The sequence below is a fragment of the Lysinibacillus irui genome, from assembly GCF_028877475.1.
Taxonomy (GTDB): Bacteria; Bacillota; Bacilli; order Bacillales_A; family Planococcaceae; genus Lysinibacillus; species Lysinibacillus irui.
In genome coordinates this window covers 981,598-1,003,955 of record NZ_CP113527.1, presented here as the reverse complement: position 1 = coordinate 1,003,955, position 22,358 = coordinate 981,598, and the positions used below count along the sequence as shown (strand labels likewise).

Genomic DNA, 22,358 nt, shown 5'->3' with positions numbered 1-22,358 from the left:
TCACCTGATTTCTCTCTTGTTATACGTTTGTAATGAAATTTCGTCTAAAAAAAGGCTCTCTATACGATCTTGCTCTTGTCGGAATAGCTTAAAATCCTTTTCTCTCATTTTTTCAAATTTACGTACTTCCAAGTTTTTTTCTAATAATTTTTCTTCGTGCCAATTCATCTTTGCTCGAGCTTGTATCACTTTCTGTTGCACATCTGCAATTGTTTTCTCAAGACTATCAATAAAACGACTATAGTGATGAATTTCATCAATAGATGAGCCGATCGTTAACCGCTCCTGCTGAAACGCAATTAAATCCTCTTTCTTTTTCAGTAATTCATATAATTTTGTTGCTATTTCTTCAAAAGAACGGACAGCTTCCTTATAAGCCATTTCGGTTTCGTTTTTTTCTTGCTCACGAATAGTTAATACTTTTTCAAAACGATACACATAACTGACCATCTATTTTCCACCACCGTTCGATAATGTTATTAATTCGTTTACACTCTCTTCTAATGTTACTTTGTCTAAGTAACCTTGTTTAAGATAAGTTGTAATGAGAGGTTCATAATAAATTGCTTCATCAATTTCTTTAGATGTTCCTCTTTTGTAAGCACCAATATTGATCAAATCCTCTGATTTGTCATATGTATAATAGAGCTCTCTTAATCGCTCAGCAGCTTTTTTATGTTCTGGCTCTGCAACATGATTCATTAGACGGCTCACGCTTTTTAAGACATTTATCGCTGGATATTGACCTTTATTGGCAAGGTTTCGATCCAATACAATATGTCCATCTAATATCCCTCGGACCGTATCCGCAATTGGTTCATTCATATCATCACCATCTACTAAAACTGTATAGAATGCTGTAATTGAACCTTTTTCATTCGTACCTGTACGTTCTAATAATTTTGGTAATATCGCAAATACAGAAGGCGTGTAACCTTTTTGTGCAGGGGGTTCCCCCGTGGCTAGTCCTATTTCTCGTTGTGCCATAGCAACACGAGTAACGGAGTCCATCATAAGCATGACATTTAAGCCACGATTTCTAAAATATTCGGCAATCGCTGTAGCAGTAAATGCCCCTTTAATTCGCATGAGTGCTGGTTGATCTGAAGTGGCTGCTACAACAATAGAGCGACTTAAACCTTCAGACCCTAAATCACGTTCTATAAATTCACGGACCTCTCGACCACGCTCTCCAATTAGTGCAATGACATTTAAATCAGCTTGGGTATTTCTCGCAATCATACCAAGTAACGTACTTTTCCCAACACCAGAACCAGCGAATATCCCAACACGTTGACCATTCCCAACTGTTAACATGCCGTCAATAGCTTTAACCCCTACTTCGAGTCTTTCATTGATTGGTGGACGTGTCAGTGGATTTGGTGGATCTTGCTCAGTCGGAACTGTCATTAGCCCCTTCGGTAATAAGGTACCATCGATTGGATTCCCCATAGAATCCAATACTTTACCAATTAATTCAGGTCCCACCTTTACCTCTAATGGAGCTCCCGTCCCTTCAACAAGGCAGCCTATCGATATTTCACGTAAAGAGGTGAAAGGCATTAAGATCACAATTTCATCTTTAAAACCCACAACCTCTGCTAAAATAATCTGGTGACCGTTATTTATTGTATCCACATGAATTTTACAAACATCACCAATGGAACTATCTGGACCTTGCGACTCAATCATCAAGCCGACAACTCTAGTTACTCTACCAAACTTTTTAAACGTAGGTATATGAGGAATATGTTCGATTAATTGAGCCGTTTTCATCAAGATCATTCCTTACTTTCTAATATTTCATGTAGCTTTAACCTAAGCTCATTCAATTGCTCATCAATACTAACCATAATACGACCATGATTTGTTTCAATATAGCAATCTGTTTCATTCTCCAAATCTTCATTTACAAAAATCATAAACGGTACGTCAATTGGGAACATTTCTGCTAATTCATCACGGTTGGCTGTAATTAAAGCATAATAAGCTGGAGAAACATAAATTTTAATTTCTTTCATTTCTCTTGCTTCTTTTAATCCTCTGCGTACAATCGACACAAACAGTTCGCTATTCTGTTCTAATGACGTGCCAATAATTCGTTCAGCAGCAGTTAGACCAAGCTCTAAAATAACTGCTTCTTGATCATCAATATATTTTTGAGCATTTTCTTTAGCTTGAATAATAATTTCATTTGCTGTTTGAAGAGACTGGGCCATCGCTTCAGTAGCTTTGTTCATACCATCTTCATAACCTTGCCCAAATCCTTCATCATAAGCTTCTTGAACTCGATTTGGTCTCTCTTCTTCCCAACTGAGTTTCAAGTGTTCAATCTCTTGAAAGTGCATTTGCTTTTCTTGTTCAAACTTCTCACGCTCTGTTTGCAGCATAGATCTAGCTTCTGCAAGTAACTGATCTCGCTCTGCCAATATGTCATCCATTGATAATTCATACTGTCGCGGCATATCAACTTGTTCAGGCTCAATCGGCTCAAACATATCACGGATTTGTATTTCCTTAACATTATCGCTATCGGATTGTGTGTAAATAGAACGGATGATTCTAGACAATGACGTCATCTCCTCCACCACGAGCAATGATAATCTCTCCAGCATCCTCTAGACGACGAATAACAGCAACAATTCGAGATTGTGCTTCCTCTACATCACGTAATCGTACAGGTCCCATAATCTCCATTTCTTCTTTAAAGGTTTCCGCCATACGTTGTGACATATTGCGGAAAATAATATCTTTCACTTCTTCACTTGATACCTTCATTGAAAGCAGTAAGTCTTCGTTTTCACAATCGCGAATAACACGCTGTATAGAACGATTGTCGAGTGTAACGATATCTTCGAACACAAACATACGTTTCTTGATTTCCTCTGCAAGCTCTGGATCTTGTATTTCGAGTGCATCTAGGATTGTTTTTTCTGTTTGTCGATCTACACCATTTAAAACTTCAACGACTGCATCAATACCACCCGTTTCCGTGTAATCCTGTGTCACGGTTGACGATAATTTACGTTCTAACACAGATTCAATTTCACTAATCACTTCTGGGGAAGTCGACTCCATAACCGCAATACGTTTAGCAATATCAGCTTGTACTTCCTGTGGTAATGAAGATAAAATAACACCCGCTTGCCCCGCCTCTAAATAGGAGAGAATCAGGGCAATTGTTTGTGGATGTTCATTTTGGATAAAGTTGAAAATTTGTGCTGGATCAGCTCTTCGTGCAAAATCAAACGGACGCACTTGCAAAGAAGAAGTTAAACGATTAATAATCGTTTGTGCTTGTTCAACTCCGAGCGCTTTTTCTAAAACAGTTTTCGCATAGCCAATACCACCTTGTGTGATATAGTCTTGTGCTAGTGCGATATTATGAAATTCTTCGATAATCTCTTCTTTAACATTTGCTTCTACTTTTTTAACACTCGAAATTTCTAAAGTTAAACGTTCAATCTCTTCCTCTGTTAAATGTTTATAAACAGAAGCTGAAACCTCAGGCCCTAATGATATTAACAAGAGTGCGGCCTTTTGTTTTCCGGTTAATTCCTTTTCTTTCTTGGACACAGCCGAACCTCCTAGTTAGTCTTCAGCAATCCAACTACGCAGTAATTTCGCAAAATCATCTGGCTTTTCTTTAGCCATTTTTTCAAGCTGCTTACGACGCATTGTAGCTTCCGTTTCAATTTCTTCATTAATATCATCAATCATTAATTCTTCTTGTTCTTCTAGGATACTTAGCTCTTCTTCTTCCTTCGCACGTTTACGTGAACGGATAATAAAGAACGCAAGTAGTAAAATAACGGCTAATAAGATACCGCCAATAACCCAAACCCACCATGGAATAACAGGCTTTTCGTCAGCAATCTCTGTTGCCTTACCGTATAGTGGTTGTACAGATACGGCTACTTTTTCATCAATTTGCTCTTGTGTAAGTTCTGCTGCAACGTCTTTGGAGATCGTTGTACGAACAATCGTACTTAAAATTTTCTCAATATCTTCACGGACACCATCTGGTAACGATGCTGCGTCAGCCGCTGTCGGTGGTTCAACAATGACTTGAATCCCAATATCTTGAATTTTATAAGGAGCTTCTTGGATGTCTTTACGGATACGGTTTACATCATTATTAATCGTCTCTTCTGTACGTTCATAATCCCCGTTCCCCGTAGCACCTTCGTTATAAGTAGTAAAGTTATCAGTAGTTGTTTCAGCTTCAGGTGTTCCAGCTGCTGCTGCTCCAGTACCAGAATATTGCTCTGTAATTCGTTGAGCACTAATCGCAATACCTTCCATATTTTCCTCATCAACAGGTGTCACAAGATTTTCTTCTCGATTTTCTTTTTTGAAATCAATATCTGTTGTGACAGAAACCATCACTTTATCTTGTCCCATTAATGTGCCAAGCATATTTTGTACTTGACGCTGTAGATCACGTTCAACTAATTTCTTCATTTGTAATTGACCTTCAGCAGTTGTTGTAGAAGTTCCATCTGCTGTGGCGGCATTCAAATCAAAGTACTCTGAGAATTGGTTAGAGATCACAATATTATCAGTTTTTAAATTTGGAATACTTTTGGACACCAAATTGTACATAGTAGTAATTTGCTGTTCTGTGAATTTATAGCCGGGGTCTGTATTTAATACAATAGATGCTGTTGCCTCTTCTTGAACATCCGTAACGAATACCCCTTCTTCTGGGACAGTAATCATTACTTTTGCATCTTTAACACCTTCTAAATTTTTAAAAAGCTTTGCAATTTCTGTTTCAGTAGCTGCTTTTTTAAGTAGGTTAAATTCATTATCTGTCATACCAAATCCTGAACTATTAGCAAATGAGTAATCAATTGTACCTGTCTGTGGATACCCCTCTGAAGCTAATTGAACTAATAAGGCGTCAACTTGCTCTTCTGGCACCAAAATAGATGTTCCACCTGGAGCAATTTGATAGGTTACACCTTGAGAATCTAACGCTTCTTTTACTTGTCCAATCTCCCTTGTCGATAAATCTTTATAAAGTGGAACATATGTAGTTTTTGAAGCAAAAAATGTCACAATGGCAGCTAGTGCGATTACTCCTACTAGGGATCCAATCATAACTATTTTTTGCTTTTTACTTCGACTCGTCCAAAATTGACTAGTGTCGTTCTTTATTTTCGTCAATCGTTCATTCATTATGAATCCTCCGGTTATAGTGAATAACCTAGCCATCAATAATTTGCGAACATAATGAGCCCACTATATAGTGGTTATTAATCTATTTTGAAAAGGAGTCTCCTTATCTAATAATAAAATTAAACACTCATGCGCATTATTTCTTGGTAAGCTTCAATCACCTTATTGCGAACTTCAATTGTTGCGTTTAATGTAATGCTTGCCTTTTGTGATGCAATCATCACTTCGTGCAACTCTACGTCTTCACCTTTAATCAGTTTTTGAGTATATGTATCAGAAGTTATTTGCTGATCATTCACTTTAGAAATCGCTTCTTTTAACGAGTTCGCGAAGCTTTGTTGGGCTTCATAAGGTGTTGTATTAAGTTTATTTGTTTCATTTACAACCTGAGTAGGTGTCATTAGCGAAACGGACGAAATAGCCATTATGTATCTTCCTTTCTACTTAGTTTATTTACCAATCTCTAAAGCCTTAGTAAGCATTGATTTATTTGCATTAAACACAGTTATATTCGCTTCATAGGAGCGCGTAGCTGACATTAAGTCAACCATTTCTTTTAATGGATCAACGTTCGGCATATTGACATAACCATCTGCATTTGCATCTGGATGAGTTGGGTCATAAACAAGTTTAAAAGGTGTTTCTTGATCTTCAGAAATACGAGTAACTTTGACACCATTACCAACACCACTTTTGGCGTTTTTACCAAGTGCAACATTCAAAAATTTTGAAAATTGTCCTTCTTGTGCACTGAACGTAACAGACTTACGTCGATATGGTTCCCATTCCCCATTCACTTGACGAGCGCGAGTTGTATCCATATTAGCCATATTAGAAGAAATGACATCCATGCGTAATCGTTGCGCTGTTAAAGCAGAGGCAGTGGTATTCATCCCGTGAAATATAGACATCTATTACTTACCTCCTTTAATTACAGTATTTAATGTATTTAATTTTCCATTTACACGATCAATTAAAGCATTGTAATAAATTTGATTCTCAGCTAATTTCGCCTGCTCAGCATCCATGTCTACAGCATTTCCGTTATTCCTATATCGCAGATTCTCAACATTATTGACACCAGGTGTAGATTGTCGAATCGTGAAATCATAATGTCTACTATCAGTACGATAAGCAGAGATAGCTATACTTTTTTGTTCTTCCAACATACCCTTAAAACTAACATTTTTCGCCTTATAATTAGGCGTATCGACATTCGCAATATTATTTGCGATTGTTTTATGATTCAAAGTTGCATAGGAAAGTCCTTTTTCCAGGCTACTAATAGTTCCTCCAAATAAATTCAAAACTGTTCACCTCATTTTATTCCAATTTATGTACTTGTTAATTTATCCAATAATACAATTGTAATTAAGATGATACCTAGTGTCTATTGTCTTTTGTCACTTTTTGATAGTCTATATGCCCTATTTTTTATCCCACTAAACCGTGACAAAACTTCCGGAACCCTTTCGTCTCTAGGCTTCACGGAAGGATAGTATACATCTAGTTATTTTACACTATTTCGACAGTGTTTACGCTTTTAGTATTAAATACGCCTTTTTTTGAGCTTTATCGCCTTTTTATTAACTTATAAATAAAGGTCCCTTTTTACTAGTTCATTCATTACGAAAGTATTTTACAAATGAACATTTCACAATTTGTTCACTATATTCTAAAGTAACATACTAGAAAATTATATGTGCTAATGGTAGTGACAAATTGTTGAACAATATTAGGAAGAAAGAAACAAAAAGTATCATGTTTCAATATTTTTGTATAATTTCTAAAAGAGCATATAGTGCAAATACAAAAACTGAAGATACTTTTGCATAAAAAAAGCGCCTAGATTTACTCTAGAGCTTCGAACAGTAGACAATCTCAAGAAGTTTGAAAGTTTTTATTTTGATAAACTCAATGGCTAGACGCTTTCAATCGGCGAGTCGTGTTGGCTCCTCTCTTTTCTTTTATCTACTTATATTAAATAACACTACACAAAGTGAAAAGAAACCTTGAACGAATTTTTGTGCTAGATGAAAAGCATGGACAAGATAAATATCTATAAGATGGTTAAGATAGTGAGCTTATTTTTCTAAAATTTAAAGAAGCTAATCATCCGGTCGTGGCTGGTCCTTTAATAAACCACTAATGCTACAAGGTATTATATGATAAAAGGAATCGAAAATGAAGTCCCGATTCCTTTTACCAACAGTTCGAAAGCGCCTAGAATTACTCTAGACGCTTTCATCTGTATTATTATTTCATTTTAATTTCTGCTAAAGCATTTAAGAATTTATCATTTAGTACTTTAATATAAGTACCTTTCATACCTAAAGAACGAGATTCAATTACACCAGCAGATTCAAGTTTACGTAATGCATTTACAATTACTGATCTTGTAATACCCACTCGGTCAGCAATTTTTGAAGCAACTAATAAACCTTCATTGCCATCAAGTTCTTCAAAAATATGTTCAATCGCTTCTAACTCACTGTATGAAAGGGAATTGATAGCCATTTGTACGACAGCTTTGCTACGAGCCTCTTCTTCAATTTCTTCAGATTTCTCACGTAAAATTTCCATACCAACTACGGTTGCACCGTACTCCGCTAAAATTAAATCATCATCTTCAAATTGAGAAGATAAACGAGCAAGAATCAGTGTTCCTAAACGCTCTCCACCACCAACGATTGGTACGATAGTTGTTAAAGCATTTTGGAATAAATCTTTATTTTCTACAGGAAAAGCAGTATGTTCGTTATTGATATCTAAATTCGATGATGTTTCAGAAATCGTAAATAAGCTATGAGTGTATTCTTCTGGGAATTGTCGCTCTTCGAACATTTTCTTCATACGTTCGTTTTCAATTTGTTGGTGAATTGAAATACCTAATAATTTACCTTTACGGCTTAAAATATAGACATTACTATCAATAATATCTCCTAAAGTATCAGCCATTTCTTTAAAGTTTACCGGCTTACCAGCAGAAGCTTGAAGCATCGAGTTAATTTTACGTGTTTTTTCTAATAAATTCATTATATGTTCCTCCTATAAATAATCCGAAGAGTATTTACTAAATATTCTAAAGGTTTTTAATACTGAATGATACTAATTCACTTTACCCTACAGTATAAATTGTGATAAATCTTTGTTTTTTACTATACCCGCAAGTTTTTGATCAACATACGCAGCATTGATTGGGATACTTGCTGGTGCAATTTCAGATGCTTCAAACGATAGCTCTTCAAGTAAACGTTCTAAAATCGTGTGTAAACGACGGGCTCCGATATTATCTGTTTCCTGATTAACCTCTGTTGCTATTTCAGCAATTCGCTCAATAGCATCTGTTGTGAAATGAATTTCCACGCCTTCTGTTTCTAATAATGCTTTGTATTGCAAAATAAGCGATTGATCTGGCTCTTGCAAAATTCTTACAAAGTCTTGTTTTGTTAATTTTTCTAGCTCTACACGAATTGGGAAACGGCCTTGTAATTCAGGAATTAAATCCGATGGCTTCGACATATGGAATGCACCTGCTGCTACAAACAGCATATAATCGGTTTTCACTGCTCCATATTTCGTAGTGACAGTAGATCCTTCTACAATTGGTAGAATATCTCGTTGAACACCTTCACGTGAGACATTTGCTGAAGTGTTTCCTTCTTTACTAGCAATTTTATCGATTTCATCAATAAAAATGATACCCGATTGTTCTGCTCTAGTAATAGCTTCTTGTGCCACTTCGTCAGCATCTATCAGTTTATTTGCTTCTTCTATAGTTAAAATACGGCGTGCATCTTTCACTTGCACACGGCGTTTTTTCTGTTTTTTCGGCATTAAACTAGATAACATATCCTGCATGCCGCTATTCGCAGACATATCCATTCCAGTTCCTTGAAGCGCATCAAAAATTGATGGATTTTGTTCTGTAACTTCTACAGTAACCCATTCATTTTCTAATTTACCATTGCGTAAATCAATGGCAATTTGCGCGCGCTTAGAGCGTACCTCAGCTTCATCAGTTGATGAATCGTCAGTTGATGATTGTTCTTTCCCACCGAATAACATTTCAAATGGATTTTGCATCGCCTGTTTTTTCCTTAAAGAAGGCACTAAAAGTTTGACGATTGCTTCATTTGCTAATTCCTCAGCTTGTTCCTTAACAGACTCCATCATTTCTTCCTTAACTAAACGATGTGAGGCTTCTACTAAGTCACGAACCATTGATTCAACATCTCGACCTACATAGCCTACCTCTGTAAACTTTGTCGCTTCAACTTTTACAAAAGGAGCATTTGTAAGCTTCGCAATTCTTCTGGCAATTTCCGTTTTTCCGACACCAGTTGGACCAATCATTAAAATATTTTTCGGAATAACTTCAGCCTTCATATCATCATTTAACAACGAACGACGATAGCGATTGCGCAACGCAATGGCTACTGCTCGCTTAGCTTCATTCTGCCCAACAATATAGCGATCTAAATGCTCAGTAATTTGTCTTGGCGTTAAATTTTTTTGCGTCATTAGTTCAGCGCCTCCACGATAATATTATGATTCGTAAATACACATATTTCAGCAGCTGTTTCTAATGCCGCTTCTGCAATTTCACGAGCAGTCATCGTTTCACCTGCATATTTTTTCAAAGCTCTGCCCGCAGATAATGCATAGTTTCCACCAGAGCCAATTGCCAAAATACCATCATCTGGTTCAATTACTTCTCCTGTACCTGAAACAAGTAGTAATGTCGTTTTATCCATTACTAATAACATTGCTTCCAGCTGACGAAGCATTTTATCACCACGCCACTGCTTTGCCACTTCTACTGCAGCACGTTGTAAATTACCGTTATATTCATTTAGTTTGCCTTCAAACATTTCAAACAGTGTAAAAGCATCAGCAACGGAACCTGCAAAACCCGCAAGGACCTGCCCATTAAACAGACGTCTGACCTTCCTTGCTGTACCCTTCATCACAACTGCATTTCCCAATGTTACTTGGCCATCACCAGCCATGGCACATCCTCCGTTATGATGAACCGCAAATATCGTTGTCGCATGAATTTGTCCCATATGCCTTCCTCCTTAGCTCTATTATGCCCTTGGATGAGCATTCATATATGTTTGACGAAGATGCTCTTTTGTTACATGTGTGTAAACTTGTGTAGAAGATAAATGAGAGTGACCTAATAACTCCTGCACCGTTCGCAAATCAGCGCCATTATTCAATAAATGAGTGGCAAAAGTATGGCGAAGCATGTGTGGGTAAATTTTCGTATGGAGTGAGGCCTTGTCAATCATTTCGTTTAAAATATGACGTACCCCTCGAGGCGTAAGTTCCCCACCGCGCATATTGACAAACAACTGCTGATGACTGGTCTTTTTCATCAATCGAGGACGAGCTTGCTCTATGTAGTCCTGCATTGCTAAACTCGCAAATTGACCAAATGGAATAATTCGTTCTTTTCGACCTTTACCCATTACTCGTATGATTGAATAATGAAAATCTACATCCTCTACTTGAATAGAAGTCAGTTCACTTACACGTATACCTGTAGCATATAACAGCTCTAATATAGCTATATTTCTCAATGATTTCAAATCATCACCAGTATTCGCATCAAATAGCTGCTTCAATTCTTCTTCGTAGAAAAAATTTGGTAAACGAGATTCTTTTTTAGGGTGATAGAGCGAACGGAATGCTCCGTCATCTAATCCGTATTGTCTATTTAGAAAGCGAAAAAAGGAACGGATCGAGGAAATCTTTCTAGAAATAGAAGCCCTTGCCCTTTTTTCTTCATACAACTTTGTTACATAAAGACGTGCATGTATATATTCAACACTCGCTAAATCATTGATTCCCTCCGTTTGTAAAAAGGTTAAAAAATCTAGCAGGTCTGATTCATATTCTCGCACTGTATGAACAGAGAAGTTCTTTTCAACTTGGATGTAAAGCATGAACTGTTCGAGTGCATCTTGGGACGAAACTAACATGGAAAGATTCACCACCAATGATTTATTAATAATTTTCTCAAATGACTGACACTTGTAATATAACGGATATATATATCTTTGTCATCTCTTACAAGTTTGCATCGTTTTGCTCATCATTAATAAACATACATATTGACACTAAACCTATCTTCGTAATATAGCAAGTGTAAATAGTTATATTTTGAGAAAATGTCCATACAAAATAATAAAATACGTCTAATTAAGCATTTTGTCTACAAAAAGAAAAAGCCTCTAAGAGTATATCAACTTTTAGAGGCTTTTGGCAATCAAATTGTTTGTGAATTCACAAAATTTCGAATTGTGCTTAAAGCACGTGTTGCATGCATTTCAGCACGTTCCGGTTTAGAACGGCGTCCTGGTGGTAACTCAGGGAATATACCGAAGTTAACATTCATCGGCTGGAAGTTTTTCGATTGAGCTTCTGTTATATAACGGGCCATACTTCCTAATGCCGTTTCAAATGGGAAAATAATCGGGTCTTGCCCTAATGCTAAACGAGCAGCATTAATTCCTGCAATTAACCCACTTCCTGCTGATTCAACATATCCTTCTACGCCTGTCATCTGACCTGCAAAGAAAATGTTTTTGCGTTCACGAAGTTGATATGTCTTTTCTAAAACTTTTGGAGAGTTGATGAATGTATTCCGGTGCATAACACCATAGCGTACAATTTCCACATTCTCTAATCCAGGGATTAGCTGTAGTACTTCCTTTTGCGGCCCCCATTTAAGATGCGTTTGGAAACCAACAATGTTATAAAGGGTGCCAGCTGCATCATCTTGACGAAGTTGCACAACAGCATAAGGACGTTTCCCTGTTTTTGGATCTTCAAGACCTACTGGTTTCATAGGACCAAATAACATCGTTTTCTCGCCGCGCGCAGCCATAACTTCGATCGGCATACATCCCTCAAAATATATTTCTTTTTCAAATTCTTTCAATGGAACAACTTCCGCATCTATTAATGCTTGACGGAAACGATCAAATTCTTCTTTTGTCATAGGACAGTTTAAATATGCTGCTTCACCTTTATCATAACGAGACTTCAAATAAACTTTATCCATGTCTATACTATCTTTTTCAATAATGGGTGCTGCTGCATCGTAAAAGTATAAATAATCTAAGCCAGTTAAGCCTTGAATTTTCTCAGCTAAAGCTTTTGAAGTCAATGGACCTGTTGCAATAACTGTAATACCTTCAGGAATTTCAGTAACTTCTTCATGAATAACCTCCACTAGTGGGTGGTTTTTTACAGCCTCAGTTACATATCCCGCAAATTCATGACGATCTACTGCTAATGCGCCGCCAGCAGGTACTGAGCACTGATCTGCAGCTTTTAAGATAACAGAATCTAACAAACGCATTTCTTCTTTAATAACGCCTACGGCATTTGTTAAACCATTTGCACGCAATGAGTTAGAACAAACAAGTTCTGCAAACTTATCCGTATGGTGCGCTGGCGTTTGCTTTACTGGACGCATCTCATAAAGTTTAACTTTTACACCACGCTTAGCAATTTGCCAAGCTGCTTCACTACCTGCAAGTCCCGCTCCAATTACATTTACTACTTGTTCAGCCATGTTTCTTACCATCTTCCTATCTATCATTGAGTTGGTGTCTCTTCATAGTCACACTTTGTACATTGAATTTGGACACCTTTTTTTATCTTTTTCTCTACTAATAATGCACTACATTTCGGGCATGGTCTACTAATCGGCTTGTCCCATGATACAAATTCACATTCAGGGTATTGGTTACAACCATAGAACAGTCGTTTTGTTTTACTTTTTCGCTCTACAATTTCGCCCGTTTCACAGGAAGGACATTTCACACCAATAGGTTTCATAATAGCTTTTGTATTTCTACAGTCCGGGAAGTTCGAGCAAGCCATAAATTTGCCATATCGTCCAAGCTTATAAACCATCGGGGATCCACAAAGCTCGCAATCCTCTCCAGCAGGTTCATCTTTAATCACTACTTTTTCCATAGCCTCATCTGCATGTTTTACATGAACTTCAAAGTCTTTATAAAACTCTTCCACAACATTTTTCCATTGACGATTGCCTTCTTCAATATCATCTAGATCTTGTTCCATTTGTGCTGTGAATTCGATGTTTATGATATCCGGGAAAAATTCTAGTACGAGTTGGTGTACAATTTCACCTAGCTCTGTTGGCATAAAGCGTTTAGCATCTAATACAACATAGCCACGGCGCTGAATTGTATCGAGGGTCGGTGCATATGTGGATGGGCGCCCAATACCTAGTTCTTCCATTGTTTTAACAAGTCGCGCCTCTGAATAACGTGGTGGTGGCTGTGTAAAATGTTGCTTAGGCTCGATTTCAAGCGATTTTACTTGATCACCAATTTCCATTTCAGGCAAAAGTTTTGTCGTCTCTTCTGTCTGATCATCAGTACCTTCGATATACAGTTTCATAAAGCCAGCAAATTTGACTTGTGAGCCATTCGCTCGGAATAAAACATCACCGTTTTGAAGATCAACTGCTACCGTATCTAATATTGCTGGAGCCATTTGGCTGGCGATAAAGCGCTCCCAAATTAAGCGATATAAACGTAACTGATCACGGCTAAGAACAGTCTTCAATTCATCTGGTGTACGCATTGTGCTTGTTGGGCGTATTGCTTCATGAGCATCCTGCGCATTCGAAGCCTTCTTCGTTTGCTTTATCTCAGTAGCAATATATTCTTTACCATACTTTCCTTCAATATAAGTAACCGCTTCCGCTTTAGCCGTATCTGAAATACGTGTTGAATCGGTACGCATATATGTGATTAACCCGACTGTTCCTTCTTTTTTTCCAATATCAATACCTTCATATAACTGTTGAGCTAGCATCATGGTTTTCTTAGCTCGGAAATTCAACTTTCGTGCTGCCTCTTGTTGTAAAGAAGATGTTGTAAAGGCTGGCGCAGCATTACGTTTGCGTTCCTTTTTCGTTACATTGACAACATTAAAGTTTGTTCCTTTTACATCTTTTAATATTGCCTTTACTTGTTCTTCATTTGTTAATTTAATTTTGTCTTTACCATTTCCATAGTAAAGAGCATCAAAGGTTTTTTTACCTTTTTCAAATGTTCCTTCAATTGTCCAATATTCTTCTGGTTGGAAGTTTTTAATTTCATTTTCACGATCAATAATCATGCGTAGAGCTACCGATTGTACACGACCTGCTGATAGACCCTTTTTCACCTTTTTCCACAGAATTGGGCTAATGTTATAGCCTACGAGTCTATCCAATATACGTCTTGTTTGTTGTGCATCTACTAAATCCATGTTAATTGGACGTGGATTTTTAAAGGACTCTATAATTGCATCCTTGGTGATTTCATTAAATACAACACGACAATCTGAGTGAATATCAATGTTTAACGCAGTCGCAAGGTGCCAAGCAATTGCTTCTCCCTCGCGGTCTGGATCGGCCGCTAGATAAACTTTCTTCACTTTTTTTGCCGCAGATTTTAATTCCTGTAATACAGGTCCTTTACCACGTATCGTAATATATTTAGGTTCAAAGTTATTCTCAGCACTAACACCCATTTGGCTACGTGGAAGATCCCTAACATGTCCAACCGATGCTTTTACTTTATATTTCTTACCTAAATATCGTTCAATTGTTTTTGCTTTTGCCGGTGATTCTACAATCACTAAATAATCCGCCATCTATGTCTCCCCCTTAGCGAGGTCTATTACTAAATTTTTTAAGTTACCTGTTGCAAAATGTATAACAGATTTTAAGATAATGCAACTTTTTTTCAATTTTTGTTAGAAAAGAGGTCCAATGTTTCAATAATTTGATGACCATTTATTACTGGAATGGCCCCTTCTAAAAGTAATTGATTTGTTCCCCTAGACTGCATTGCATCGATAGGTCCTGGCACAACAAATACATCTTTCCCTTGCTCCAATGCAAGCTCAGTTGTAATAAGCGTGCCACTTTTCAACGCAGCTTCTGTGACAACTAAGGCCTGAGATAATCCACTAATAATTCGATTACGCATTGGAAAATGCCATTTTTCAGGCTTCATGTAAGGGGGGTATTCTGTCACTAATAGTTGGTGTTCTGCCAATTGTTTAGCAAGAACGCGATTTTCTGCTGGATAGAGATAATTAAAACCATGTCCAAGCACCGCAATTGTGTGGCCTCCCACATCAATTGTCGCCCTATGTGCTATCGTATCAGCACCTCTAGCAAGCCCACTGACGACCGTATACCCACGTTGAACAAGAGGTGGGACTATGACATCTATCGCCCTCTTTGAATACGCTGTAGCCTTCCTAGAACCTATAATAGCTATCTGTTTATTATTTGATAACAGGGAATACTGACCTTTCACATACAATACAGTAGGTGGGTTGGATATTTCAAATAATTGCGCTGGGAAGTAAGGATGATAAAACGGTATGGGGACTATATTTTCTTGTGCATAAACCTCTTCAAATGAAGTTGTCATAATTTGTCGAAAACTGTGCGAGAGTTGATATGCTTTATGTGCCGATATTTGTAAAACCTTTGCTATTTCATCATATTGAATATTTTCAAACTCGTTTAAAATATTCACTGGGGTCAATAAACGCTGAAGTTTCTGAAGTGGTAATGGGTAAACATAATGTAAAGCTAGTAATCTCTGGGTATCCATTGCAAGGATCATTTAACAAACCTCCTTTTATAATAGAAGAAATTAAATGACCGCAAGATAATTTCAACACAACTTTTTCATCATTATTTATGACACCTGCCACAGAATTGTCGTTTTCTTCACCGCAAGTAGGAAAAAGAGAAGATGGTATACAGTGTATAAATAATGAAAAAGATGTAGCATCAATGTGCTACATCTTCCATTTTAATGGGTTTTACACTTTTCGTATAGCCCTTTTTCTTTAATTACTTTAATCAACGTTTCACCAATAACAGACGGTGTTTCCGCTACTTCAATACCAGCAGCGTTCATCGCTTTAATTTTTTCTGCTGCTGTTCCTTTACCACCAGAAATGATAGCACCAGCGTGACCCATACGTTTGCCTGGAGGTGCAGTTTGCCCACCGATAAAGCCTACGACAGGTTTCGTCATATTTGCCTTAATCCATGCAGCTGCCTCTTCCTCAGCTGTACCACCGATTTCTCCAATCATAACTACTGCGTAAGTTTCTGGATCATTATTAAATGCTTCTAGAACATCAATGAAGTTTGTACCGTTAACAGGGTCTCCACCGATACCTACAGCAGTTGTTTGACCAATGCCAGCTTGTGTTAGTTGGTGCACCGCTTCATATGTTAAAGTACCAGAACGAGAAACAACTCCTACATGGCCTTTTGTATGAATGTAACCAGGCATGATCCCAATCTTACATTCGTCAGCAGTAATTACACCCGGACAGTTCGGACCTACTAAGCGAGTCTTTTTACCTTCCATATAACGTTTAACTTTAACCATATCAAGGACAGGAATATGCTCTGTGATACAGATTGTTAATTCTAATTCAGCATCAACAGCTTCTAAAATTGCATCTGCCGCAAATGGTGCAGGTACATAGATAACTGAAGTTGTAGCACCTGTTGCAGCTACAGCTTCTGCTACTGTATTGAAAACAGGAACTCCCTCGATTTCAAGTCCACCTTTACCTGGTGTTACACCTGCTACGATTTTAGTACCATACTCTAGCATTTGCTTCGTATGGAAAAGAGCTGTTTCGCCCGTAATCCCTTGTACAATTACCTTCGTATCTTTGTTAATAAATACAGCCATTGTTCTCCCTGCCTTCCTTAGCCTACTAGTCCCACAATTTTTTGTGCACCGTCAGCCATTGAATCCGCTGCAACGATGTTTAAACCAGATGCATTTAAAATTTCTTTTCCAAGTTCTACATTTGTACCTTCTAAACGTACAACTAACGGCACAGCTAAACCAATTTCTTTAGCAGCTGTCACAACACCTTCAGCAATAATGTTACACTTCATAATTCCGCCAAAAATGTTTACGAAAATGCCTTTTACGTTTGGATCAGAAAGGATAATTTTGAAAGCCTCTGTTACTTTTTCAGCTGTTGCACCGCCCCCTACATCTAGGAAGTTAGCAGGGCTTCCGCCATAATAACTAATTGTATCCATAGTGGCCATTGCAAGACCGGCACCATTAACCATACAACCAATGTTACCATCTAATGAAATATAGCTTAAATCATATTTGGATGCTTCGATTTCTTTTGCATCTTCTTCGTCAAAATCGCGTAATTCGACAATATCTTTATGTCGATATAGTGCATTCGCATCAAAATTGAACTTAGCATCTAATGCCACAACTTCACCTTGTCCAGTTACAACAAGTGGATTAATTTCTACAATCGAAGCATCTTTGTCGATAAATGCTTGATATAAACCTAACATTAATTTAACAGCTTTCCCTACTAGGTTTGCTGGAATATTCATATTAAACGCCATACGACGTGCTTGGAAGCTTGTTAAGCCTACAACAGGATCTACTACTTCTTTGAAGATTTTTTCTGGATTTGTTTCTGCAACCTCTTCAATATCCATACCGCCTTCTTCAGATCCCATCATCGTAACACGAGATGTTGCACGATCTAATACTAGACTTAAATAATATTCTTTTTGGATATCAGAACCCTCTTCAATATACAAGCGTTTTACTTCTTTACCTTCTGGACCTGTTTGATGAGTCACTAAAATTTTCCCTAATAATTCTTTTGCGTACGTACGTACCTCGTCTAGGTTTTTAGCGATTTTTACACCACCTGCTTTACCGCGTCCACCTGCATGAATTTGCGCCTTGACTACTGTTACATTTGAGCCAAGTTCCTTCGCTACTTTCACTGCTTCATCAGGGGAAAAAGCAACTTTTCCGTTCGGTACAGCTACACCATATTTTCTCAGAATCTCTTTCCCTTGATATTCATGGATATTCATAATACATCCTCCCATCAAACATTTGCGTAGAATTGTTTTACTAACATAGACTATTCTAACGAAAGATTCTGATAAAGTCTACACTTTGTCTTTAGTTCGAATTTTCTCTCTTATTATGCCGCTTTTTTCTATTTTGTGTACTAAAACAGCTTGCAAGAATAGTCAGAATACTTCATTTTTTCTATATTTTCGCGCATGTTGCTGATCTAAACGATATATAAATGCAAAAACCTCAGCTACGGCCTGATATAATTCTTCTGGAATGGACTCATTTAAATCTAGTTGACCAAGCAATTGCACGAGGTTAGGATCCTCATAAATTGGCACATTGTGCTCAGTGGCACGAGCTAAAATATTTTCAGCAATTTTCCCTTTTCCCTTTGCTACAACAGTTGGACTATCAAATTGTCCAAGTTTATAAGTAAGCGCAATTGCCTCTTTTCGTGTAAATTTTTCTTCGCTCATACGCGGATATCCACCCCACTATGCTCCTCTTGCTGTTCTACTACAGGACTTACTTTTGCCGTTTGCCCCTTGTCAAATTGTTTAATAAAGACTCCTGAAAGTTGATAATTTTTTTCTGCCAAGCCTATTTTCAAGGCTGCCTTTAGTGGCTCCGCAAGTGGCTGAATATCTGAATGCTCATTAAAGACTGTTACTGTGACCACTCTATTTTGAACCTGCATATCAATCACCGTTTCTTGCATTGATGCCATCTGTAAATAAAATAATACACGTGCATAGTTGGCATCGATTTTGCCATCATCCTTCATACGACCATTCCATTGTAATGTTGCATCCATCTTTTTGCCGAAAAACTCAAGCGGGACTTGCATAATAAGCTGATGTTGATGACCATTCTCTCCCGAAGATAGCTGCATGCCATTCATACGTGTCATGAGCATTTCTGCCGCTTCCTTCATTTGAGGTGTCGTATTAGTTTCCTGCAATAATGTATGAAGCTGTGGCTTTAGCTGATGAGCAATCATTTGCAGATCCGCTGATTTATTACCTAAAGTGGCCTCATAGCTAATCCCTAAATTTTTTAACACTGTTTTTAGGGCATGCTCCATCGCTTTGCTATCCATCGAATTTTGTACTAGTGCATCTGCTTGGGTTAAAGTTTGCTGAATAAATGGTTGTGTAGAATCAATGCTATTTTTCACAAGGTTGCGCATTAGAACTTCATTCTGGAAAGGAGAATTTGATTCTTGCCTAAAAAGAGAGAGCAGATGATCCTTCACAGAAAGTGCATGGGCATCCTGTGTAAATAGACGATCAGCTGTATTTTGGGCAAACGCTTTTAATAGTTGATCCTGCATTTGTTTAGCAAAAACATCTAGCGTTTGTTTGGTTACCGGTATCTGATTAAAACGGTCCATTAGCTGATTGATTTGCTGTTTTTGCTCATTCGTTAATAATTGTTGATTTCCTAGCCATGTTTTAAGCTGTTCCACAAGTTGACTGGCATTTTCAGGCTTTGTAGCAACGATGGTTTGAATAACTTGTCCAGCTTGCTGCATTGGTTGAAAAGCTTTTGCTTCTTTAATGTTTGACCAGTTTTGTAATGTAGCCTGCTGTGGAAGAATGCCTGATTCCTTGAGAATCGATAATGCTTGCATTTTTTCACTCATCATTGCAGCACTATTTGTTAAACTCTGAAGAACTCTAGCAAGGATGACACCACCCGTTTCTACTTCAAAAGGCTTGGCAATCGCTTGTACTTGTTGCATTAGATTTTGCCTCAATTGGGCAGATAAAGTTACATCCTTTGCTAAAAGCTGAGCAAAGTTATCCATGAGCGTGGTCATACCAGACGTTTTTTGACCATTCATGAGTGCATGAAACACATCATTTGTCATCGGCATTTTAAGCTCTATCATTTTTTGGATGGTTTGCAGTGCATCCACTTTCGACATCCCTTCTGGCAATGCCTTTAACCATATTTCTGCTTGGAGCAGTTGATCTTTCGAAATAGGTAGTTGCGCCTTCATAAAATGTCCCAACAATTGCTGCATCTCTGTAGATTTAGGTAAATTCATAGATTCTAAAAGCTGATTAATTTGTTGATTGGGCGTAGATGCTTGTATCATCGGTCCAGTCACCACTTTTAATTCCGTTTGTGGATTTGTTCCTGTTACCTGAAAGAAATGGGCATCTCCGGCTTTTAAAGGTACTTCAAGTTTAGCTATGAACTTTTGATTGCCTACTTGTATTTCTGCCATCTGGTCTGGATATAATTGCTTAATTGTGCCATGGAATACTTGTCCTTGCTTTAAGGCAAGGGGTTGATTTGTTGATGTGATAGCATTTTGTTGCGGTTGAATCGGATTAAATGATGTGGCTGTCATATACAAACTCCTTTCATCAATTACTCCTTCGTGTAATTGTGTTTCCTTTTTGAACGTTATTGAAACATGGATTTAATCGGTTCGAATGATTTACGATGATGAATAGTTGGTCCGTATTCCTCTAATGCTTTTAAATGCTGCTTTGTACCATAGCCGGCATGTTGTCCAAAGCCATACATCGGAAAGTCCTTATCTAATTGTTCCATATAATCATCTCGGGCTGTTTTAGCTAAAATAGAGGCTGCCGCTATTGCTAAGCTTTTAGCATCACCTTTAATAATCGAATCCTGTGGGATTGAAATAGGCAATGTCATAGCATCTACAAGAACAACATCCGGCTTTTTCGTTAGTGATTCTACACTTGCTTTCATAGATTGTTTGGTTGCCTCAAAAATATTTAACGCATCGATTTGCTGGGCCGATTGAAAATGGATAAAATAACTAATGGCATGCTCTTTAATTAAAGTGGCAAAGGCGTTTCTTTTTTCCTTTGATAATTGTTTCGAATCATTCAATCCAACAAGCGCCTCGCAATTAGTCGGTAATATCACAGCTGCAGTCACGACTGGCCCCGCTAACGGTCCACGTCCCGCCTCATCTACACCAGCAATCAATGTATCTATGCCCCCGTAGCTTAAATCGAATGCGACTTTTGCTTGATGTGCTTTTTGTAATTGACGTTTTTTATCTTGTCTTTTTTGCCATGTAAGCCAAGCCTTCTGTACGCCAGCTCTTTCATCCGCCTCTATTTCTATCATCCAATCTTGCCATTCCTCCGCATCTTTCAATGCAGTTGTAATTTCTTTAATGGTTTTCATTTTGTACTCCTTCTTGCTACTACTCATTAAAACTATAACATGTTTATGTAGTCTCTTTAACTTGAAAACTATTTACCTCTCTATAGTCATTATCGGTAAGAAAAGTCATTCCTAAAAGAAAAACTGCCACAAGAACATGTGACAGTTTCAAAACTTATAATTGCTCAGCTTCTTTTTCTAGCTGTTCTTCAACAAAATCAAAGGTAAGTTTACCTAATTGTAATCCGCGTATATCTCGAACAATTAGTTGAGCTACTTGATCATAGTCAATTTCTCCACCAGGACCGAATACACGACGTAGTTTCCCAATATGGTCGAATGTATCCACTAACTCTTCATGAATAAATTCGATACCATATCGCTCTTCCATACGCTTTGGATAATGAACAGATAAGAATCGCAAACCATAGACAGCTAAGTCTTCCATATTTGTAATGGTATCCTTAATGGCACCTGTTAAAGCTAATTTAAAGCCTACTTCTTGATCCTCAAACTTCGGCCATAAAATACCTGGCGTATCCAAAAGCTCCAGTTCTTTACCGACTTTAATCCACTGCTGTGCTTTAGTCACACCTGGTGTATTGCCCGTTTTAGCGATATTTTTTTTCGCTAAGCGATTGATGAGCGTTGATTTTCCAACGTTCGGAATTCCAACAATCATGGCACGAATAGCTCTAGGTTTCATTCCTTTTGCTTTCATACGGTCAAATTTTTCTTTTAAAATTTCTTGTGCGGCTTTTGTTACTTGCTGTAAGCCTTTGCCCTCAAGTGAATTAATGGCTACTGCTCTATGACCACGTTGAGCAAAATATTCTACCCATTTACGTGTTTCTTGCTCATCTGCCATATCCGCTTTATTTAAAATTAACAGACGTGGTTTTTGATTAATTACTTCGTCAATCATCGGATTACGCGAGGATAGGGGTAAACGAGCATCTATTAATTCAAATATAATATCAACAAGCTTTAATTTTTCAGTTACTTCACGTCGGGCTTTTGCCATATGCCCAGGAAACCATTGTATTGTCACACCTATACCTCCTAAACTAA

21 protein-coding genes are annotated in these 22,358 nt (G+C 37.6%); all 21 read right to left on the bottom strand.

Annotated elements, in window-relative coordinates:
* The 21 genes from fliJ to ylqF all read right to left on the bottom strand — a co-directional run bounded on the left by fliJ (position 1) and on the right by ylqF (position 22,338).
* On the bottom strand, positions 1–450 hold the full coding sequence (gene fliJ / locus OU989_RS04720; protein WP_274795963.1) for a flagellar export protein FliJ: 450 nt from the start codon (positions 448–450) through the stop codon (positions 1–3).
* Complete coding sequence (gene fliI / locus OU989_RS04715) at positions 451–1,776, bottom strand: flagellar protein export ATPase FliI (RefSeq protein WP_274795962.1); 1,326 nt, start codon at positions 1,774–1,776, stop codon at positions 451–453.
* A 5-nt stretch (positions 1,777–1,781) separates the two neighbouring features.
* The gene (gene fliH / locus OU989_RS04710) at positions 1,782–2,570 is read right to left on the bottom strand and encodes a flagellar assembly protein FliH (RefSeq protein ID WP_274795961.1); all 789 of its coding nucleotides are present in this window, start codon (positions 2,568–2,570) and stop codon (positions 1,782–1,784) included.
* A complete protein-coding gene (fliG, locus tag OU989_RS04705; RefSeq protein WP_248718157.1) occupies positions 2,563–3,576 on the bottom strand; it encodes a flagellar motor switch protein FliG in 1,014 nt (337 codons plus the stop codon). Before fliG ends, fliH begins: the two co-directional genes overlap by 8 nt.
* A 15-nt stretch (positions 3,577–3,591) precedes the next feature.
* Complete coding sequence (gene fliF, locus OU989_RS04700) at positions 3,592–5,184, bottom strand: flagellar basal-body MS-ring/collar protein FliF (protein ID WP_274795960.1); 1,593 nt, start codon at positions 5,182–5,184, stop codon at positions 3,592–3,594.
* A 119-nt stretch (positions 5,185–5,303) separates the two neighbouring features.
* Entirely contained in the window at positions 5,304–5,609 is a 306-nt protein-coding gene (gene fliE, locus OU989_RS04695) for a flagellar hook-basal body complex protein FliE (protein ID WP_274795959.1), read from the bottom strand.
* 24 nt (positions 5,610–5,633) lie between these two features.
* The gene (flgC, locus tag OU989_RS04690) at positions 5,634–6,095 is read right to left on the bottom strand and encodes a flagellar basal body rod protein FlgC (RefSeq protein ID WP_274795958.1); all 462 of its coding nucleotides are present in this window, start codon (positions 6,093–6,095) and stop codon (positions 5,634–5,636) included.
* Between the two features lie 3 nt (positions 6,096–6,098).
* The gene (gene flgB, locus OU989_RS04685) at positions 6,099–6,491 is read right to left on the bottom strand and encodes a flagellar basal body rod protein FlgB (protein ID WP_274795957.1); all 393 of its coding nucleotides are present in this window, start codon (positions 6,489–6,491) and stop codon (positions 6,099–6,101) included.
* Positions 6,492–7,440: 949 nt separating this feature from the next.
* Positions 7,441–8,220 carry a GTP-sensing pleiotropic transcriptional regulator CodY gene (gene codY, locus OU989_RS04680; RefSeq protein WP_004229266.1) on the bottom strand — a complete coding sequence of 260 codons (780 nt, stop codon included), beginning with the start codon at positions 8,218–8,220 and terminating at the stop codon, positions 7,441–7,443.
* A gap of 87 nt (positions 8,221–8,307) precedes the next feature.
* Entirely contained in the window at positions 8,308–9,708 is a 1,401-nt protein-coding gene (gene hslU / locus OU989_RS04675; RefSeq protein ID WP_274795956.1) for an ATP-dependent protease ATPase subunit HslU, read from the bottom strand.
* Positions 9,708–10,253 (bottom strand): ATP-dependent protease subunit HslV, encoded by a 546-nt coding sequence (gene hslV / locus OU989_RS04670; protein ID WP_004229270.1) that lies wholly within the window; start codon positions 10,251–10,253, stop codon positions 9,708–9,710. Before hslV ends, hslU begins: the two co-directional genes overlap by 1 nt.
* 21 nt (positions 10,254–10,274) lie before the next feature.
* Positions 10,275–11,174: a tyrosine recombinase XerC gene (gene xerC, locus OU989_RS04665; RefSeq protein WP_274795955.1), complete on the bottom strand. Its 900-nt coding sequence runs from the start codon at positions 11,172–11,174 to the stop codon at positions 10,275–10,277.
* 287 nt (positions 11,175–11,461) lie between these two features.
* On the bottom strand, positions 11,462–12,775 hold the full coding sequence (trmFO, locus tag OU989_RS04660; RefSeq protein ID WP_274795954.1) for an FADH(2)-oxidizing methylenetetrahydrofolate--tRNA-(uracil(54)-C(5))-methyltransferase TrmFO: 1,314 nt from the start codon (positions 12,773–12,775) through the stop codon (positions 11,462–11,464).
* A 23-nt stretch (positions 12,776–12,798) separates the two neighbouring features.
* Positions 12,799–14,877, bottom strand: a complete 2,079-nt coding sequence (gene topA, locus OU989_RS04655) for a type I DNA topoisomerase (protein ID WP_274795953.1) — start codon at positions 14,875–14,877, stop codon at positions 12,799–12,801.
* A 92-nt stretch (positions 14,878–14,969) separates the two neighbouring features.
* The gene (dprA, locus tag OU989_RS04650) at positions 14,970–15,866 is read right to left on the bottom strand and encodes a DNA-processing protein DprA (RefSeq protein ID WP_274795952.1); all 897 of its coding nucleotides are present in this window, start codon (positions 15,864–15,866) and stop codon (positions 14,970–14,972) included.
* Positions 15,867–16,058: 192 nt separating this feature from the next.
* Positions 16,059–16,961: a succinate--CoA ligase subunit alpha gene (sucD, locus tag OU989_RS04645; protein ID WP_274795951.1), complete on the bottom strand. Its 903-nt coding sequence runs from the start codon at positions 16,959–16,961 to the stop codon at positions 16,059–16,061.
* Between the two features lie 17 nt (positions 16,962–16,978).
* Entirely contained in the window at positions 16,979–18,139 is a 1,161-nt protein-coding gene (sucC, locus tag OU989_RS04640) for an ADP-forming succinate--CoA ligase subunit beta (RefSeq protein WP_274795950.1), read from the bottom strand.
* Positions 18,140–18,301: 162 nt separating this feature from the next.
* Positions 18,302–18,604: an EscU/YscU/HrcU family type III secretion system export apparatus switch protein gene (locus tag OU989_RS04635; RefSeq protein WP_274795949.1), complete on the bottom strand. Its 303-nt coding sequence runs from the start codon at positions 18,602–18,604 to the stop codon at positions 18,302–18,304.
* Positions 18,601–20,490: a hypothetical protein gene (locus tag OU989_RS04630; protein WP_274795948.1), complete on the bottom strand. Its 1,890-nt coding sequence runs from the start codon at positions 20,488–20,490 to the stop codon at positions 18,601–18,603. Before OU989_RS04630 ends, OU989_RS04635 begins: the two co-directional genes overlap by 4 nt.
* Before the next feature lie 56 nt (positions 20,491–20,546).
* Complete coding sequence (locus OU989_RS04625; RefSeq protein ID WP_274795947.1) at positions 20,547–21,308, bottom strand: ribonuclease HII; 762 nt, start codon at positions 21,306–21,308, stop codon at positions 20,547–20,549.
* 154 nt (positions 21,309–21,462) lie between these two features.
* Positions 21,463–22,338 carry a ribosome biogenesis GTPase YlqF gene (gene ylqF / locus OU989_RS04620; protein ID WP_274795946.1) on the bottom strand — a complete coding sequence of 292 codons (876 nt, stop codon included), beginning with the start codon at positions 22,336–22,338 and terminating at the stop codon, positions 21,463–21,465.
* Positions 22,339–22,358: the final 20 nt, after the last annotated feature.

Coding starts and splice junctions, on each gene's coding strand:
- OU989_RS04630 (WP_274795948.1), bottom strand. CDS start 20,490: ATGACAGCCACATCATTTAATCCGATTCAACCGCAACAAAATGCTATC.
- flgC (WP_274795958.1), bottom strand. CDS start 6,095: ATGTCTATATTTCACGGGATGAATACCACTGCCTCTGCTTTAACAGCG.
- xerC (WP_274795955.1), bottom strand. CDS start 11,174: ATGTTAGTTTCGTCCCAAGATGCACTCGAACAGTTCATGCTTTACATC.
- fliF (WP_274795960.1), bottom strand. CDS start 5,184: ATGAATGAACGATTGACGAAAATAAAGAACGACACTAGTCAATTTTGG.
- hslV (WP_004229270.1), bottom strand. CDS start 10,253: ATGGGACAAATTCATGCGACAACGATATTTGCGGTTCATCATAACGGA.
- OU989_RS04625 (WP_274795947.1), bottom strand. CDS start 21,308: ATGAAAACCATTAAAGAAATTACAACTGCATTGAAAGATGCGGAGGAA.
- fliI (WP_274795962.1), bottom strand. CDS start 1,776: ATGAAAACGGCTCAATTAATCGAACATATTCCTCATATACCTACGTTT.
- topA (WP_274795953.1), bottom strand. CDS start 14,877: ATGGCGGATTATTTAGTGATTGTAGAATCACCGGCAAAAGCAAAAACA.
- hslU (WP_274795956.1), bottom strand. CDS start 9,708: ATGACGCAAAAAAATTTAACGCCAAGACAAATTACTGAGCATTTAGAT.
- fliE (WP_274795959.1), bottom strand. CDS start 5,609: ATGGCTATTTCGTCCGTTTCGCTAATGACACCTACTCAGGTTGTAAAT.
- trmFO (WP_274795954.1), bottom strand. CDS start 12,775: ATGGCTGAACAAGTAGTAAATGTAATTGGAGCGGGACTTGCAGGTAGT.
- dprA (WP_274795952.1), bottom strand. CDS start 15,866: ATGATCCTTGCAATGGATACCCAGAGATTACTAGCTTTACATTATGTT.
- codY (WP_004229266.1), bottom strand. CDS start 8,220: ATGAATTTATTAGAAAAAACACGTAAAATTAACTCGATGCTTCAAGCT.
- OU989_RS04635 (WP_274795949.1), bottom strand. CDS start 18,604: ATGAGCGAAGAAAAATTTACACGAAAAGAGGCAATTGCGCTTACTTAT.
- sucC (WP_274795950.1), bottom strand. CDS start 18,139: ATGAATATCCATGAATATCAAGGGAAAGAGATTCTGAGAAAATATGGT.
- sucD (WP_274795951.1), bottom strand. CDS start 16,961: ATGGCTGTATTTATTAACAAAGATACGAAGGTAATTGTACAAGGGATT.
- fliJ (WP_274795963.1), bottom strand. CDS start 450: ATGGTCAGTTATGTGTATCGTTTTGAAAAAGTATTAACTATTCGTGAG.